Origin of the sequence: Natronorubrum aibiense (assembly GCF_009392895.1) — an archaeon.
Classification (GTDB): Archaea; Halobacteriota; Halobacteria; order Halobacteriales; family Natrialbaceae; genus Natronorubrum; species Natronorubrum aibiense.
Map to the genome: position 1 here is coordinate 1,885,816 of NZ_CP045488.1, position 14,228 is coordinate 1,900,043.

Genomic DNA, 14,228 nt, shown 5'->3' on the forward strand with positions numbered 1-14,228 from the left:
TCGGACAGCAGTCAGTGAGACGTCGGTCGCGAATTCGCGGCCGTCCTCGGGGATGACGGCCGCAGTAGCGCGACCGGTCTTCGAATAGTTCTGTCCGGCAGTATCAATTATTGCCGATCGCCGACCCGTTCTGGCGATCGGCGGTACATAGTTACAGCAATCCGTATCACGCGAGGCCAAGCACGGAGACGCCGAACATCGAGAGGACGACCAGCACGACTGTCCAGAGTCCGATACTGACTGTCATCCACCCCGCGACAGCGCGGGCGGAGCTCCCGGCGAGTAAGGCGACGAGGGCGGCGATATGCACGCCGGTGAGTATCGGCCCGCCGACCGACAGTCCCGCCAATCCGTACCGATCCCACAGCTCCCGCGCTCGAGCGTAGCGTTCGTGACCGTCGTTCCCGTCCTGCTCGTCCGCCTCGGGATCGGCGCTGCGTCGTCGACCGCGCAGCCACCGCGAGAAGCGCCGGTGGAACGCGACCACCACGTAGACCGAGCCGACGTTACCCGCGAACGCGACGAGTCCCGTCGCCACCGGATCGAGTCCCAGTCCGATCGCGACCGGAACGACGACGAGAATCTCGACCACGGGAATCGCCGCGAAGAGGAAGACGAGCACGTACTGGAGGACGCCGCTTGCGTCCTCGAGCATCGGACCAACGTCGACGAGCAGCGGTGTCACGGTCATTGGTTGGTACGGGGAGGTAGGTCGTTCTCCGACCGTAGGCGGACACACGAAAAATAGCTGCCGTTACCCGCCAGCGGCCAGTCGGTGGCGACGACGAAATACTCGAGTCGTCCACTGCGGCGTCAGTACGTCCGATAACTCGTCGAGCCGACGTCGATCCGGACGAGCGTGTTCTCGGCGTAGGCCTCCGGCTCGGCGTCGTACTTCTCGTTGATTCGCCGGCGTGCCGTCTCCGTTTCGGCCTCGTCGTCGACGACCGTCGCCGTGCCCAGCAGCGTCACCATCCACTTCGTCGCCCCGCCCTCGTCGTCCTGTATCGAGAGGGCGACTCGAGGATTCTCGCGGATATTGGCCAGCTTTCGGCCCGTCGTCACGATCTCGACCGCGTCGTCTTCGTAGCGGTACCAGACGGGGGCGACGTGAGGTCGCCCCTCGGTGCAGGTCCCGAGATGGGCCATCAGCGGCTCGTCCTCGAGCAGTCGTTCGGCTTCCGGTGGAACCGTCACGGTGGGTGTCTCAACGGGAGCGATCAAAAGCGGTCGCCATGAGATTGCGATACCGATCGATCTCGCGAAATCGTGCGAAATGCTCCCTAGGAAGTTGTTTTCACATTTCTGTCGGCTCGAGAATTATCTATCATGAACTTTTATAACCGATGAGCCTGTAGGGGTGAGTACAGATGTCGGTCGTACACGTAGCAGCCTGAATTCCCGTCTCTTGCCCCGACGCTGTCCAGTCCCGTTTCAGACGACACCCACTACCCGACCGACATGAGCACCCAACACCTGCAGACCCAGACCGAATCCGAATCGTACTCGACCCAAACGACAACCCCGACCCCAGCCGACACGACGGCCGTTACCGAGGACACGCGAACGGCGACTGATAAGGCTCCGCGAACGTTCTCCCATCGGAATACGGCTCGCCTCGAGAACCTGATCGACGAGTGGAACACTGCCTTCGCCAACGCAACTGAGTCGGCACGCGGCGCGTAAGCGAGCGATTTTGCGCTATCGGATCCAAACCGTCTTTGGAGCGGCTGCCATAGCATCGGCCGGCCGATGACGATTCACTCGCTCCGAGCCGGACTCGGCACCCGGCGGTGACGAGCCCTATGAGTGCCGAGGCCTTTGAATCACTCAGCAGTCATTTCGCTCGAGTCACACGCTCAGGTTTGCGGCTCGAGTCGACACACTGACGGACAAGTATTTGCCCACGCCCTGCGACGCACGTCGGTAGGGCCGAATGGCTCACATATCATGAATGTCGACGAATTCGTTACGACGAACGAACCGAAAGCAGGCGGCGAGACGTTTCAACTCGAGAATAGCAAGCTTCTCGACATCGATCTCGACGGCTCCGTGATCGCGAAGGCAGGCTCGATGATCGCCTACAGCGGCGACATCTCGTTCGAGGGCAAGTCCTCCGCCGAGGGCGGGATTACGGGCTTTCTCAAGGAGAAAACGACGAGCGAGGGAACGCCGGTGATGGAGGCGACCGGCAGCGGTCACCTCTATCTCGCGGATCAGGAAAAGAAGATCCAGATCCTCGAACTCGATGCGGACGAGGAAATCTCGGTCAACGGAAACGACGTTCTCGCGTTCGAGTCGAGCGTGAGCTACGAGATCAGGACCATCAAGAGCATCGCCGGCTTTTCGGCGGGCGGGCTGACCAACGTCTCGCTCGTCGGTCCGGGCAGCGTCGCGATCACGACCCACGGGACGCCGCTGGTGTTGCAGCCGCCGGTTCGGACCGACCCGAACGCGACCGTCGCCTGGAGTGGAGTGACACCCGGTAGCCACGTCGATAGGGCGTTCTCGAACATGATCGGCCAGTCGTCCGAGGAGACGTATCAACTCGAGTTTAGCGGCACGGAGGGCTTCGTCGTCGTCCAGCCCTACGAGGAACGCGAACCGCAGCAGTAGCCGGAACCTGTTCGGTTCGCCATCGATTCACACCCGTCCAATCCGTTCCTCAGACGTCGGCGTCGATCGAGAGCAACGGTGAGCGGGAGCGACGATCCGGTATCGATGCGCTGCCCGTGTTTTCGTGCGCGATCAGGGGAAACACCGTCGGGGGAAATCGTGCCATTTCATGTCACAGACTAATCGACGAACCAGTCGGATTGAAGACATTGGTCTGTTCTGTTTTCAAAAAACCCACGGCGTTGGTCACGGGCGACGTCACGAAACGTCGTGTTGTTCGTCGGTGGCTGTTGTCCGAGAGTCGCCTCGAGATCCCGGATAGGCGAGTGCCGCTCCGACCACGAACACGATCGCCGCGAGGTAGATCGGACCGAGATGTGTCACCCAGTCGTGGGTAAAGAGGCCGGCGTAGTGCATCGGCAGTGCGATGGCCAGGCCGACCACCGCTGCGATGATCGCCGTCGCCCACGCCCACAGTTGTCCGCCGCGGACGCCGTACCACGAAAGCGCCGTGATGGCAATCCCGGTGGTGATAATAAACGCCGCCGTCGCGACGTGGAGATGGTTGATATAGTGCATGATAGCGGGATCGATCGCATTGAGCTCCGCTGGCGTAACGCCGTTCAGGGTCGCGACGCCGAGCTCGAAGCCGGTGCCAAAGAACGTTCTAGCGAGGAAGACGATCCCGTAGCCGACGAACGCGACGCCGGCGAGCGCCATCAGAACCGATCCGACCTGTTCTCTCCGTCCGAGTTCGTGCTCGGTTCCGTATCGGTCGGCCGCCGTTCGAGTTTCGTTCATATTGATCACCCGTCGCGAGTCAGACCTCGACCGTTTCGACGTGTTGCTCGTCGATCTCCTCGAGCGTGACTTCCTTGCCGTGCTGTTCGTTGACGTGATCGCGCGCAATCTCGAGCAGCCGATCCTTGTCGTCTTCTTCGGTGCGCATACGGAAGACGCATCCCGAAACCGCCGTATCACATGCTACTTGTAGCGCTGTCGTACTCGTTTCCGATTGTTGGTCGGTTGTCATCGTGATTCCCTCCGGCGGGAGATCGTACGAGGCGGACGATGGTGTAGGCATCCCGTGCTGTTCGACCACCCGATGACGATCGTGCAATTGTTGCACGCTGGTCACTGGTTGCAAGCGAGCGGGCCGGCCGTTCTCGGGCCGCCGATCACTCGGGGAACAGCTCGCGCTCCCGCTCGAGGCCGTCGATCGCCTCGAGGTCGGCGGCCTCGAGTGTCACGTCGAGCGCCGCGAGGTTCGACTCGAGGTGGTTGCGACCGGAGGCTTTCGGAATGGGGCGGATGCCCTTCGCGGCGAGCCATGCCAGACTGGCCTGTTCGGGCGTGATGCCGTGACGATCGGCGACGTCGACGACCGGCTCGATCGTTCCGACGCGACCGCCTGACAGCGGTGAGTACGCGACGAGGGGGTAGTCGTGCTCGCGGGCGTGTGCGAGCCGGTCCGTGGGCTGGAACAGCGGGTGATACTCGACCTGATTGGCCGCGGGTGGTTCGCCGAGGACGTCGATAAATCGCTCGAGGTCGGCCAGTTCGAAGTTGCTCACCGCGATGGCGTCGACCACGCCGGCGTCTCGAAGTTCGGCGAGCGCCGGCAGGGTTCGATCCGGATCGTACGCGTCCTTCGGCCGGTGGACGTACAGCAGGTCCACGTACTCGAGGCCGAGTCGCTCGAGGCTTTCGGCAGTGCTCTCAGCCACTCGATCGAGTTGGTCGATCCAGAGTTTCGTCGCCACAACGAGGTCATCCCGGTCGACGGACGCGCGATCGATCGCCTCGCCGACGACGGCCTCGTTGTCGTAGATCTGTGCGGTGTCGAGGTGGCGATACCCCAGTTCGATCGCCGTCTCGATCGGGTCGGGAGCGTCGATACCCATCGTCCCCAATCCTCGCTCCGGGAGTTTCATACCCGATCCTCGCGGTCGGCGACCCTGTATCTGTTGCAGTCGGCGAGTCACATAAATCTGGACCACGGCGACGCCCGTTCGACGTCGCGCAAAACCGCGTGCGTTTCCTCGAGATCCGGGCCCTCAGATCGCCGCGTGCCGGACCGAACCTGTTGCGGCTCGAGTCCGTGATCGACGTCGACGAACGACTCGAGCTCGAGGTCGTCGATCATCGCCGTGGAACTGATCGACGCGATAAGCCGCAGGATCGACGTGTTCACGCCTTTCATCGCCCGTCGCATCCGCCGAAGATCGGCGAGTCGCTGTCTGGTCTCCGCCGGCAGATCCGCCTCGGTGACGGTCGTTTCCGGGTCGACGTCGAGGTCGGACGGATCGATGACGATGTGGACGTTTCCGATGTCGTTGAAATGAATCCGCTCTCTGTGCTGGCGCAATCGGTTGATCCGATCGATCGTATCGTACAGTTCGAACAGCGAGCGCCGGACCTCGGGCGAGAGTCGCAGGAACATCCCAGAGTGTTTCAACTGGTCGAACGCGGTCGTCGAGAGAGACCCGGGAAACGAGACGACGTATCGGATCTCGATCTTGGTTCCCGGCGGCACCTCGATCGGGAGATCGACCTGCTGGCGCTGCAAGTCGCCCGTGAGCAGTTCGGCGAGTTCCCGCGTCCGTTCGGTGTTCTGCTCGAGTTCCGCCTGTATCGCCCGGAGCGACTGGATCTCCTGCCACTGATTGCGAAGATAAAACGTAAGAAAAACGGCAAACAGCGCGGTGACGCCGCCGGCAAGCATCGAAATCACCGCCCCCGTCTCCACCATACGGTACTGATCGAGACCGACGGACAAATACTTCGAGTTGCGCTCGGCCAATCGGCGACTGCGGTATGCGAGCAGCAGCTACATGTCGCTCGCGCGACTCCCCTAGATATGGTCACGGAACGGTATCGATTCGAGTGTCGCGACGTCGCCGATTGTGACGTGGTCGTCTACAGCGAGTTCGAGGGGTCGATATACGAGGCTGCCCGATCGCACCTGAAAGACGTTCACGGCCGCGACGTCACGGACGACGACGTCGCGCCGTACATCGAAGAGCTGTGAACGCGACTCGGTCCAGCCGCCGACTGGACCGAGCACGGGGCGCTGTCAGCGGTCGGGGTCACGTTTGCGGGCACCGAGTGAAATGCTCCGGACGCCGTACGTCTGGCACGCCCCCTGTGCTCGCTCCGAGATGAACTCGTAGTCGTCGTTTTCGCGAACCGTCGTGAGCTCGAACCCGGCCGTTTCGAGCAGCGCCGTGTAATCGTCGACCTGTTCGGCGCCGCCGATACAGGCCGCCCAGAGGTCTGCGTCACGCTTGATGCGCTCGGCCAGTCGAGTCTGACTGGTGATATCCGAGAGCGCCACTCGCCCCTCCGGTTTGAGCACGCGATTGATCTCCTCGAAGACGCGGTCTTTCGCCGCCGAGAGGTTGATGACGCCGTTCGAGACCACGACGTCGAGCGTCTCGTCTTCGAACGGGAGGTCTTCGATGTATCCTCGCTCGAAGGCGACGGTCTCCATCCCGTTCTCGTCGCGGAGCTGTCTGGCGTTTGCGAGTTGTTCGTCGGTCATATCGAGGCCGGTCACGCTGCCGTCGTCGCCGACGTGAAGCGCCGCGACGAACGCGTCCATTCCCGACCCGCTTCCGAGGTCGAGCACGTCGTCACCCGCCTCGAGACCAGCGAGGTCGAAGTGGTAGCCTACGCCCGCGAAGGAGTCGATCGCTTCGTCGGGAATTCGATCGAGGTCCGCCGGCGAGTAGCCGAGTCGCTCGGCCAGCGCTCGCCCCATCTCGAAGTGAAACTCCTCGTCGGGAGCGTCGGCGACGTCCCGGTAGACCGATTTGACCTCGCGCTCGAGTCGGTCGACGTCGAGTGATTCAGCCATGGTCAGTCATCGCTCGCGAGTTGGCCCTGGAAGTGCTCGGCGATCTGTTCGGCTTCGGTCTTGAACGTCTCGAGGTCGTACTCTTGAGCGTGCAACATGGCGCTGTAGCGGGCGGTGTAACTCGCCAGGAAGGAGAGTTCGGCGAGTTCGTCCTCGGTTGCACCCTGTAGCTGTGCGGCCCCGCGGTGGAAGTGCTGGCAGTACGGACACCTGATGTTGGCTGCGACGGCGAGACCGATGAGCTCGCGGTACTTCGCCGGAATCTCGGTCTCGGCGACCAGATACTTCTTGAACGTTGGCCACTCGGCGACGAGATCGTCGTCTGGCAACGCCTCGAGAAAGCCCGGGACGATGCCGAGTGTGGATTCGATGTCGGTGATCGTGGTTTCGTACGTGTCTGTCATGGTTCGGGTCGCCTCCGTGGCATCCCGATGATACGAGCCCGTGACACCTGTAGGCACCTCGTGCCGGGTGTGCAGCCACTGCCTCTCATGCAGTGGCCGCCCAGCGTGCAGGCAGTGCCGTGTCGAGACCACTAGCTACTGCTCGAGCGCGTCGGCCTCGAGCGGCCGTGCGTCACGCCGGCGGGCCTCGTACGTCGATTCCGCCCACTCGCGGGCTGTCGGCGCGTCGGTATCGATAAACACCTGCACCGTCCCGTTGTCGGCGTTGTAGCCACACAGTCCGATCCGCTCGTCGAACAGACAGAGCCCGTAGGCCGGGAGGTCGTCGTGCAACAGCACGGCCAGATACTCGCTCTCGAGGGGCCCAGCACAGTGGTCCGGGTACGTCGAGAGGATGTGTCGGGCGACGGCTGGCGGATCGATGATCTCCGTCGTCATCCCGTCGACGATCCGTCGGCGAAGCTCGTCTTTGCACGGCTCGAGCAAGGCCTGATCGGCGCCGACGAACCGAAACCGCTCGGTCTCGCTGAGCAGTGAGACGAAGCGGTTCACCGGACGATATGGATCGTCGGCTCGGGCGACGGTGACGACCGCGTCGGCACCCATCTCGACGATGACGTCGCTGACCTCGGCCGGGAGCCACTGCCAGCCCTCCCGAAGCGTTCGTTCGGTTTCGATTCGCTCGAGGAGATCTTGGAGGCCCGACACGACGAACGCGCCGAGCGGTGTCGCCTCGTATCGCGACCTGTCCCGTCGGACCCAGTATCGCGCTTCGAACTCGCGCAGTGTGCGTCCGATCGTGGACCGCGACGCGCCGGTCAACTCCTGTAACGCGGCTCGACTCTGGGGCGCCGCTGCCACCGCCTCGAGCGTGGTAACGCGATGCTCGGATCGGGCGAGGTACTCGATGTCGTCGAGCGGCGTCTCACTGTCACTCAAGAGCATGGGTAACGTACGCGTGCCAGTAGCATAGCTCTGAGCCCTCGTCGTTACGGTCCGACGACCTCACGGCGATGGTCGAACGCCGGCGTGGGCGCGACACGCTGCGCGGGCCGGGTCGGTGCAGACGGAAGAACCGTCGATCGAACACGAACACCGGTGACGTCAAACGCAAAATGAGGTTCCGACTCCCAGCGATGCCATCTCCTCTGGCCGAAATACCTGAATTAAAATACATTCATACGGAAAGTACTTATCGCCTTCTTGCCCAGTAGCACCACGGTATCACCTCTCAAGAGCGGTAACTGCGCTTGGAGTGGGTTGCCTTCATCGACCATGACAATTCGAGACATCGATCAGCGACGGGACCGTGACGATCACCTGCGACGGCTGCAGTGGATTGGCGGCGCTCGGCTCCGACTCGGCGACCGACAGCCCGAGTTCGGCCACGAGGAGCGTCGGGCCGAGGGCCGGACCCACCACCGGTACGAGAGCGGCTGTTGGGATCGACCGCAGCCGCCAGTGACAGGGTCACCCCGCGAAACCGCACGGATCGACTCGAGGGGTCTATGAGCCACGAGGACGCGATCACCCGCAGGCGTATCCTCCGTGCGATGGGTGCGAGTGGCGCTGTGGCAATCGCAGGCTGTATCGACGGTGGCAACGGCGGCAACGGTGACGACGACTGCGAGGATCACACGGTCGATCTGCGAACCGGGACGACCGACGGGGTGCCGGATTCGTTCGGGACGACCGATCCCGACTGGCGCGTCGCGAGCTCGCCCGACGGAACGACGGGACAGGCGATAAGCATCGAGCCGGTCTCCCAGTGGGTCACCCTGTCGACCGCGAACTGGATCGATCCGTACGGCACCGGCGGCTGGCCTGCGCCTTCGGACCCGCTCGGTGACTACGTCTACGAGGTCGATTTCGAGGTCCCCGACAGCTGGACCGACGAGCAGTGTGAACTCCGCGTCCACCAGTGGTCCGTCGACGACGACGCGACGATCGAACTCGAGGGGCCGTCCGGAACCACCACGCTCGCCCAGGATTCCGGGCACGCGACGCTGAAAGGGCCGATCAGCCAGCCAATCGGGCCCGGACAGTACACACTGCGAGCGCGGGTGTTCAACAATATGACCATCACCGGGCTGTTGGTCGACGCGGAACTGGTCTGCGAATGCGATGACGAGCCCGCCGACAAAGTGTGCGACCTCTCGATCAGCAAAACCCACGTCGGTGACGGTGAGCCGGTCGCGTCCGGCGAGACGACCGGGTTCGAAATTACCGTCTGTAACGACGGCGAGGGTACCTGCCGACCGGGTCCCGTCACGGTCGTCGACGAGCTGCCGGCTGGACTGACGTACGTCTCGAGCAGCGGCACCGACTGGACCTGCACCGAAAGCGGCGGCGTCGTCACCTGCGAACACCCCCACGCGAACGGGCTCGGCCCGGGCGACTGTCTCCCGACGCTCATCCTCGAGGTCGAGGTGGACACCGACGGGGACGACGTTAGCGACGCGATCGTCAACTGCGCCACGGTCGAGCAGGGCGACGCGAGCGCGAGCAACAAGCGCGACTGTGCGAAGGTCCCGATCCGTCCCGACGAGAGCGGCCACGGCAAGTGCGATCTATCGATTACGAAGACCCACGACGGAACGCACGTCTCGCCCGGAGACACGACGACGTTCGAACTCACCGTCTGCAACGACAGCGACGCCTTCTGTGACGGGGCGGTTTCGGTCGTCGACTCGCTCCCGAGCGGCGTCACCTACGCCGCCGCTAGCGGTAGCGGCTGGACCTGTACCGAAAACGGCGGTGTCGTCACCTGCGATCACCAGAATAGCGTCGGGCTGGGTCTCGGTGACTGCCTGCCGCCGATCACGCTCGAGGTCGAGATCGGATCGCTCGAGGAAACCGGCGACCGGATCCGCAACTGTGCACGTCTCAAATACGACGACGCCGACCCCGACACCAACCGTGACTGCGTCGACGTGCCCGTTCGGCCTCCCGACGGCGGCTGTGATGGCCTCGAGATCGAGAAACGCGCCGCCAGCGACTTCATGTACGGCGATCAGGCGACCTACGAGATCGACGTCTGCAACGCCGGCAAAGGCCACTGTGATGGGCGGGTCAGCGTCACCGACGACCTGCCCGACGGCCTCTCGTTCGTCGCGGCAGCCGGAACCGGCTGGAGCGCCTCGGCTTCCGGCGGCACGGTGACTGCCATCCACACGAACGGCACTGGCCTCGGCCCCGGTGACTGCCTCCCAACGCTGACGCTGACCGTCGACGTCGCCCCGGCAGACCGGTTCCCCGGCGGCTCCGATGCGGTCCAGAACTGCGCACGGCTCGCCGTCGGTGGCACCGTCGTCGACGAGCACTGTGTCTCACACGTGATCACCAATGAATAGCTCTCCCGCGCCGAGATGACCGATCTGCACTGATCGACCGGACGCTCGAGCGCTCGTGACGCTACCGTGGATCCGTCGGTTCGACGCCACAGATGGTCTGGACGCGTTCGACGATGGTGCCGTGAAACCAGACGAGAACGACGACTGAGACGACGATGATGACGACCTCGACGACCGTCGACATGAGTCCGAGCGCGACGATCAACGTCGTCGCACAGGCTGCCGGATGGTTCGTGTCGGACCAGAGCATTGCAATCGTCGTGAGCAGCATCGAGACGATACCGCTGATGACCAGCCTGCCGATGTCTGCCGAAAACCGTTCGCCGTGCTCGAACGCGTCGACGACGACCAACCCGTCGGCAAAGAGCACATACGCCGCCAATCCACAGATGGCTGCAATCGCGTGACCACCGACGACGTGGTAGGCACCTTCAGCGCGCGGTTTCTCGCCGGTTGCGAGGAGGTACGCTGACGGGCCCAGACTGGGGAACAGAAACGGCTGTCCCGACCCCCATGCGAGTGCACCGAGGAGTACGAAGTGAAGCGTGACGTTGGTGCCGGCGCTGAGATCGTCTCGGACGTCGATCGACCCGCCGGCGCTATCGCGCACTCGATCGAACAACCCCATCGACTGGGATATCCCGGGGCGCGAGTATAAACGACTGGCCGTCACCTGCACCGGTTCGGACCATCGGATAGCTGGGTCCCCCGTTTCGGTCGGCAACGTTAGTCCACGTCATCGCCATAGGAGACCTCGAACGGCCCGGCTTCGGGCTCCTTCTGGGGTAGCATCGGCCCGATCGACGCGGTTCGGCGGGTGACGGCGGCGGTGCGGAGAATGTACGACGCAAGCAGCGCGAGCGGCGAAACGACGACTGCGATGAGTCCACTGACGACGTACGGAAGGTAGGTACCGCCGATGGTTGCGCCGCTGAACCCACCGTAAAGTAAGCCGATCGTCATCGCTGCCAGAATCGCCGGGACACCACAGTAGAGCGTCAACTGCGAGAAGCGCGTGAGTTCCCGCTGTAAGTACGTCGTCTTGAAGTGCTCTCGAGCGGTAATAAACAACTTGAGCGCGTTGATCAATCCCTCGAGTTCGGCCACCGCCTCCGACGACAGCGACGCCCCGTCCCGTTCACGAAGCTGTCTGGCGACGTAGAGCTGCCAGGCAGCGTCGTAGGCGATCGCCGTCGACACGGCGGTAAACGTCCCGAACGTCGTGTGCTCGAGCGTCTCGTGTGTTCGGTCGGTGCTCGCGTCGATGCTGTTCGTGAACTTGCGGAGCAACTCGTTTCGGTCGGTATCATCGGTGTCGGCGAGGGCAGTGGCGTGTGCGGCGATCGTTTCGATGAGCAGTTCGAGGAGTTTCGTCGGTGCTGCTGGACTCGCCGGCACCTTCGACTGTACCGCGATGTCGTTTCGAATATCGATGATGCCCTCGAGTTGATCGCGAGCGTCGTTCGCCGATGCAAACTCCTGTGAGAGGATGAGCTGGTTGATCGAGACGACGAGCGTGACGAGCGAGAAGGTGCCGGCGATCATCCCGCTGGCGAGTCGGGTGACCGAACCGTCGTTGGTGAACGAGATCACGCCGATCGCGTGCAAGCCGAGAAAGAGCACGAAGACGAGCAGCGAGATGCTGGCCGCGATGAGCGACCGGTTCCCGTTGACCAGCACCCACTCCCGAAACTGGGCCAGCGGGCCGGTTCGTCTCCCCATATCGATGCCGTGAGATTCGAGTGTATCGTCGGCTCCGGATGCCCCCATATGCACTCGTCAGTGGAGTCGACAATAAGGGCCTGCGTTGCATATCCTGCCGACTCGAGAGTGCGGGTGACCCGGCTTGGTCACGAGTGTCTCCGAGCGGAGTGGAGCGCTGCCGGTTCAGGGCCGAGACTAAAATGGGTCCGTGGTGACAGGGCGAGTATGACTCGTCATAGAACCGACCGTTTGGGCACCGACACACGCCAGCTGCGGGGGCGATGGCGATGACGCGCTCGACAGCATCTCGCCGACGGTTCCTCGCCGCAGTCGGGGCCGGGACGACCGCCGTACTAGCTGGCTGCAATGACGGCGGTGTCAGCGGCCAACCCGAGTACGAAACGGGATCGGTCGGCAATACCAGCGGCGGGAACCGTTCGGCCGCGGAGATGACTGCGGCGGAATCGCTCGCCCAACAGGAGACTCACGACGGCGTCACACCGCTCGATGCGGTGACGATCACGGATCACGAGTTCGTCCTCGAGGACGGGTTTCGCGGCTCGACGGTTCAGGGAACGGTCGAGAACACCGGCGATGATCGGATCGCTCTCGTCGAAATCCGCGTTCGCGTCTTCGACGACAGCGGGGCTCAGATCGGTCAGTATCTCGATAGCACCGGCGATCTGGCCGCGGCGGCGACCTGGTCGTTTCAGGTCGTCGTCCTCAAACCACCGTCGGATGTCGCGCGCTACGACATCGCCGTCCTCGGGACGCCGGCGTGACCGACGACCGCTACGCCTGCTGCTCGAGTCCACGTAGACCGTCGCCCATCGCCCGCGGTCGGGGTTCGTTAGCGAGGATCGTCTTCGATGAGTTCGTCGGCGACACCCTCGTACACGTCGTCGAGCGAGAGCCCGAGCGTGTACGCCGGTCGCCCCTTCCCGGTCGGTGACGTCCGATCGGTTTTGATCTCCTCGACGAAGCCCTCGTCCTCGAGACGGTACAGCGATCGCATGACGTCCGCTTCAGTGATCGTTCCGACGACTTCCGTGTCGACGCCCTCGAGTTGCGTCTGACAAACCTGCCGGAGGTCGTGTGTCTGGACGGGTGTCTCGTCCTCGCGGTGTTTTGCGGCGACGGCCAGCAGGATTACCTGCTCTGTCAGCGAGATTTCATCAAACCGGGATTCAGTGGCCATAGCTGGACTTACACGTCAACCGTGGTAGTCGTTGCTTTTCTATTCATAACATAATAAGAGAAAAATACTGGGATGGAAACCGCTCCCGACTCCACTCCGATAGAGTCGACCGTGTTTCGCTCTCGACTGTACTGACCGGTCGAATCGCAGTCGTGGTCGCTGTCAGCTGCCGACGGGTGCTCAGGTGTCCTCTTCGTCCTGCAACTCCGTCAGTTCGGCCTCGATTTCACTCTCGTCGACGTCGGATTCGAGGTCGTCGAGGGCCGCCTCGTCGACCGCCGACGCGTCGTCGGTTTCCGGTTCGGCTTCGCTGGCCCCCATCTCGGATTTGAGCGTCTCGAGTTCGGCTTCGACGCCGCTGTCGGTCGAGAGCGCCTCGAGTTCGCGGTCGATGTTGTCTTTGTCCGAGAGCACGTCGTCGAACGCGCCGGTTTCGTGGAGTTCGTCGAGTGCCGCGGAGCGCGCTTCCATATCCTCGGTCCGCTCTTCGGCGCGTTCGATGGCGCGCCCGACGTCTTCGAACTCCTCGCCCGTCGCTGTCATGGCTTCCGAAACCGTCGAACTCGCCTCGGCGGCCTCGTAGCGGGCTTTCATCGTCTCTTTTTTCGTGCGGAACTCCTCGACGCGACTCTGGAGTTCGTTTTTCTGCTCGATCAGTTTGTCCTGCTGGCTCTGTAACTCGGAGATTTGGCGCTCCAGATCCTCGATCTGGTTCATCTTCGTCTTCTTTTTCTCGAGCGCGCGGCGTGCCAGATCCTCGCGGTCCTGCTGGACGGCGGTGCGTGCCTGATCGTTGTGTTTGTCGACGTTTTCCTCGAGGCGACGTTTCTGCATCTCGAGGCGCTTTTTCTGTGTGGTGAGGTCGGCGATACCGCGTTTGACCTGCTGGAGTTGGTCGCGCATCTGCTCGTAGGAGTAATCGAGCGTCTGCGTCGGATCCTCGGCCCGGTTGAGCACCGAGTTGATCTTCGACCGGATGACGTAGGAGGTCCGAGAGAGGATGCCCATATGCCTACGTATCGTTCGTCACCCTTAAAAACATCACATCAGCGACAGTCCGTGACGAAATCGACCCGTTCGCCGGTGTTTCTCGC

The 14,228-nt window shown here is 63.0% G+C and carries 19 protein-coding genes; 6 read left to right on the forward strand and 13 right to left on the reverse strand.

The genetic code is table 11. The annotated features are described in order from the left end of the window. Nucleotides 1-166: 166 nt before the first annotated feature. Together GCU68_RS09175 and GCU68_RS09180 are read right to left on the reverse strand one after the other, a co-directional pair. Nucleotides 167-691: a small multi-drug export protein gene (locus GCU68_RS09175; RefSeq protein ID WP_152940924.1), complete on the reverse strand. Its 525-nt coding sequence runs from the start codon at nt 689-691 to the stop codon at nt 167-169. Nucleotides 692-813: 122 nt separating this feature from the next. After that, on the reverse strand, nt 814-1,149 hold the full coding sequence (locus tag GCU68_RS09180) for a pyridoxamine 5'-phosphate oxidase family protein (RefSeq protein WP_264373484.1): 336 nt from the start codon (nt 1,147-1,149) through the stop codon (nt 814-816). Between the two features lie 312 nt (nt 1,150-1,461). Between GCU68_RS09180 and GCU68_RS09185 the strand changes: the two genes are divergently transcribed. Then, the gene (locus GCU68_RS09185; protein ID WP_152940928.1) at nt 1,462-1,686 is read left to right on the forward strand and encodes a hypothetical protein; all 225 of its coding nucleotides are present in this window, start codon (nt 1,462-1,464) and stop codon (nt 1,684-1,686) included. Between the two features lie 264 nt (nt 1,687-1,950). After that, nucleotides 1,951-2,616, forward strand: a complete 666-nt coding sequence (locus GCU68_RS09190) for an AIM24 family protein (protein ID WP_152940930.1) — start codon at nt 1,951-1,953, stop codon at nt 2,614-2,616. Nucleotides 2,617-2,874: 258 nt separating this feature from the next. Here the strand turns inward: GCU68_RS09190 and GCU68_RS09195 are convergent, their stop codons facing one another. The 4 genes from GCU68_RS09195 to GCU68_RS21060 all read right to left on the reverse strand — a co-directional run bounded on the left by GCU68_RS09195 (nt 2,875) and on the right by GCU68_RS21060 (nt 5,368). Further along, nucleotides 2,875-3,417, reverse strand: coding sequence for a hypothetical protein (locus tag GCU68_RS09195; protein WP_152940932.1), 543 nt, complete (start codon nt 3,415-3,417; stop codon nt 2,875-2,877). Between the two features lie 19 nt (nt 3,418-3,436). After that, nucleotides 3,437-3,649, reverse strand: coding sequence for a DUF1059 domain-containing protein (locus GCU68_RS09200; protein ID WP_152940934.1), 213 nt, complete (start codon nt 3,647-3,649; stop codon nt 3,437-3,439). Between the two features lie 145 nt (nt 3,650-3,794). Then, entirely contained in the window at nt 3,795-4,550 is a 756-nt protein-coding gene (locus tag GCU68_RS09205; RefSeq protein WP_152940935.1) for an aldo/keto reductase, read from the reverse strand. A gap of 47 nt (nt 4,551-4,597) precedes the next feature. Then, complete coding sequence (locus GCU68_RS21060) at nt 4,598-5,368, reverse strand: hypothetical protein (RefSeq protein ID WP_161991506.1); 771 nt, start codon at nt 5,366-5,368, stop codon at nt 4,598-4,600. 108 nt (nt 5,369-5,476) lie between these two features. On the opposite strand from GCU68_RS21060, the gene GCU68_RS21065 reads away from it, so the two are divergent. Then, nucleotides 5,477-5,647: a DUF1059 domain-containing protein gene (locus GCU68_RS21065; RefSeq protein ID WP_161991507.1), complete on the forward strand. Its 171-nt coding sequence runs from the start codon at nt 5,477-5,479 to the stop codon at nt 5,645-5,647. A 45-nt stretch (nt 5,648-5,692) separates the two neighbouring features. On the opposite strand, the gene GCU68_RS09220 is transcribed toward GCU68_RS21065, so the two are convergent. The 3 genes from GCU68_RS09220 to GCU68_RS09230 all read right to left on the reverse strand — a co-directional run bounded on the left by GCU68_RS09220 (nt 5,693) and on the right by GCU68_RS09230 (nt 7,824). Further along, a complete protein-coding gene (locus GCU68_RS09220; protein WP_152940940.1) occupies nt 5,693-6,475 on the reverse strand; it encodes a methyltransferase domain-containing protein in 783 nt (260 codons plus the stop codon). Nucleotides 6,476-6,477: 2 nt separating this feature from the next. Further along, nucleotides 6,478-6,879, reverse strand: coding sequence for a carboxymuconolactone decarboxylase family protein (locus GCU68_RS09225; protein WP_152940942.1), 402 nt, complete (start codon nt 6,877-6,879; stop codon nt 6,478-6,480). 135 nt (nt 6,880-7,014) lie between these two features. Further along, nucleotides 7,015-7,824, reverse strand: coding sequence for a helix-turn-helix transcriptional regulator (locus tag GCU68_RS09230; protein ID WP_152940944.1), 810 nt, complete (start codon nt 7,822-7,824; stop codon nt 7,015-7,017). Between the two features lie 330 nt (nt 7,825-8,154). On the opposite strand from GCU68_RS09230, the gene GCU68_RS09235 reads away from it, so the two are divergent. Continuing rightward, on the forward strand, nt 8,155-8,391 hold the full coding sequence (locus GCU68_RS09235; RefSeq protein ID WP_152940946.1) for a hypothetical protein: 237 nt from the start codon (nt 8,155-8,157) through the stop codon (nt 8,389-8,391). After that, a complete protein-coding gene (locus GCU68_RS09240; RefSeq protein ID WP_152940948.1) occupies nt 8,388-10,232 on the forward strand; it encodes a DUF11 domain-containing protein in 1,845 nt (614 codons plus the stop codon). Before GCU68_RS09235 ends, GCU68_RS09240 begins: the two co-directional genes overlap by 4 nt. 61 nt (nt 10,233-10,293) lie before the next feature. Here the strand turns inward: GCU68_RS09240 and GCU68_RS09245 are convergent, their stop codons facing one another. After that, nucleotides 10,294-10,860, reverse strand: a complete 567-nt coding sequence (locus GCU68_RS09245) for an HPP family protein (protein ID WP_152940950.1) — start codon at nt 10,858-10,860, stop codon at nt 10,294-10,296. Between the two features lie 98 nt (nt 10,861-10,958). Beyond that, complete coding sequence (locus tag GCU68_RS09250; RefSeq protein ID WP_152940952.1) at nt 10,959-12,002, reverse strand: hypothetical protein; 1,044 nt, start codon at nt 12,000-12,002, stop codon at nt 10,959-10,961. A 221-nt stretch (nt 12,003-12,223) separates the two neighbouring features. On the opposite strand from GCU68_RS09250, the gene GCU68_RS09255 reads away from it, so the two are divergent. Further along, nucleotides 12,224-12,718, forward strand: a complete 495-nt coding sequence (locus tag GCU68_RS09255) for an FxLYD domain-containing protein (protein WP_152940954.1) — start codon at nt 12,224-12,226, stop codon at nt 12,716-12,718. A gap of 68 nt (nt 12,719-12,786) precedes the next feature. Here GCU68_RS09255 and GCU68_RS09260 read toward each other — a convergent pair whose 3' ends face one another. Both GCU68_RS09260 and GCU68_RS09265 read right to left on the reverse strand, forming a co-directional pair. Beyond that, nucleotides 12,787-13,134, reverse strand: coding sequence for a hypothetical protein (locus GCU68_RS09260; protein WP_152940956.1), 348 nt, complete (start codon nt 13,132-13,134; stop codon nt 12,787-12,789). Nucleotides 13,135-13,314: 180 nt separating this feature from the next. Then, a complete protein-coding gene (locus GCU68_RS09265; protein WP_152940958.1) occupies nt 13,315-14,142 on the reverse strand; it encodes a PspA/IM30 family protein in 828 nt (275 codons plus the stop codon). Between the last annotated feature and the right edge of the window lie 86 nt (nt 14,143-14,228).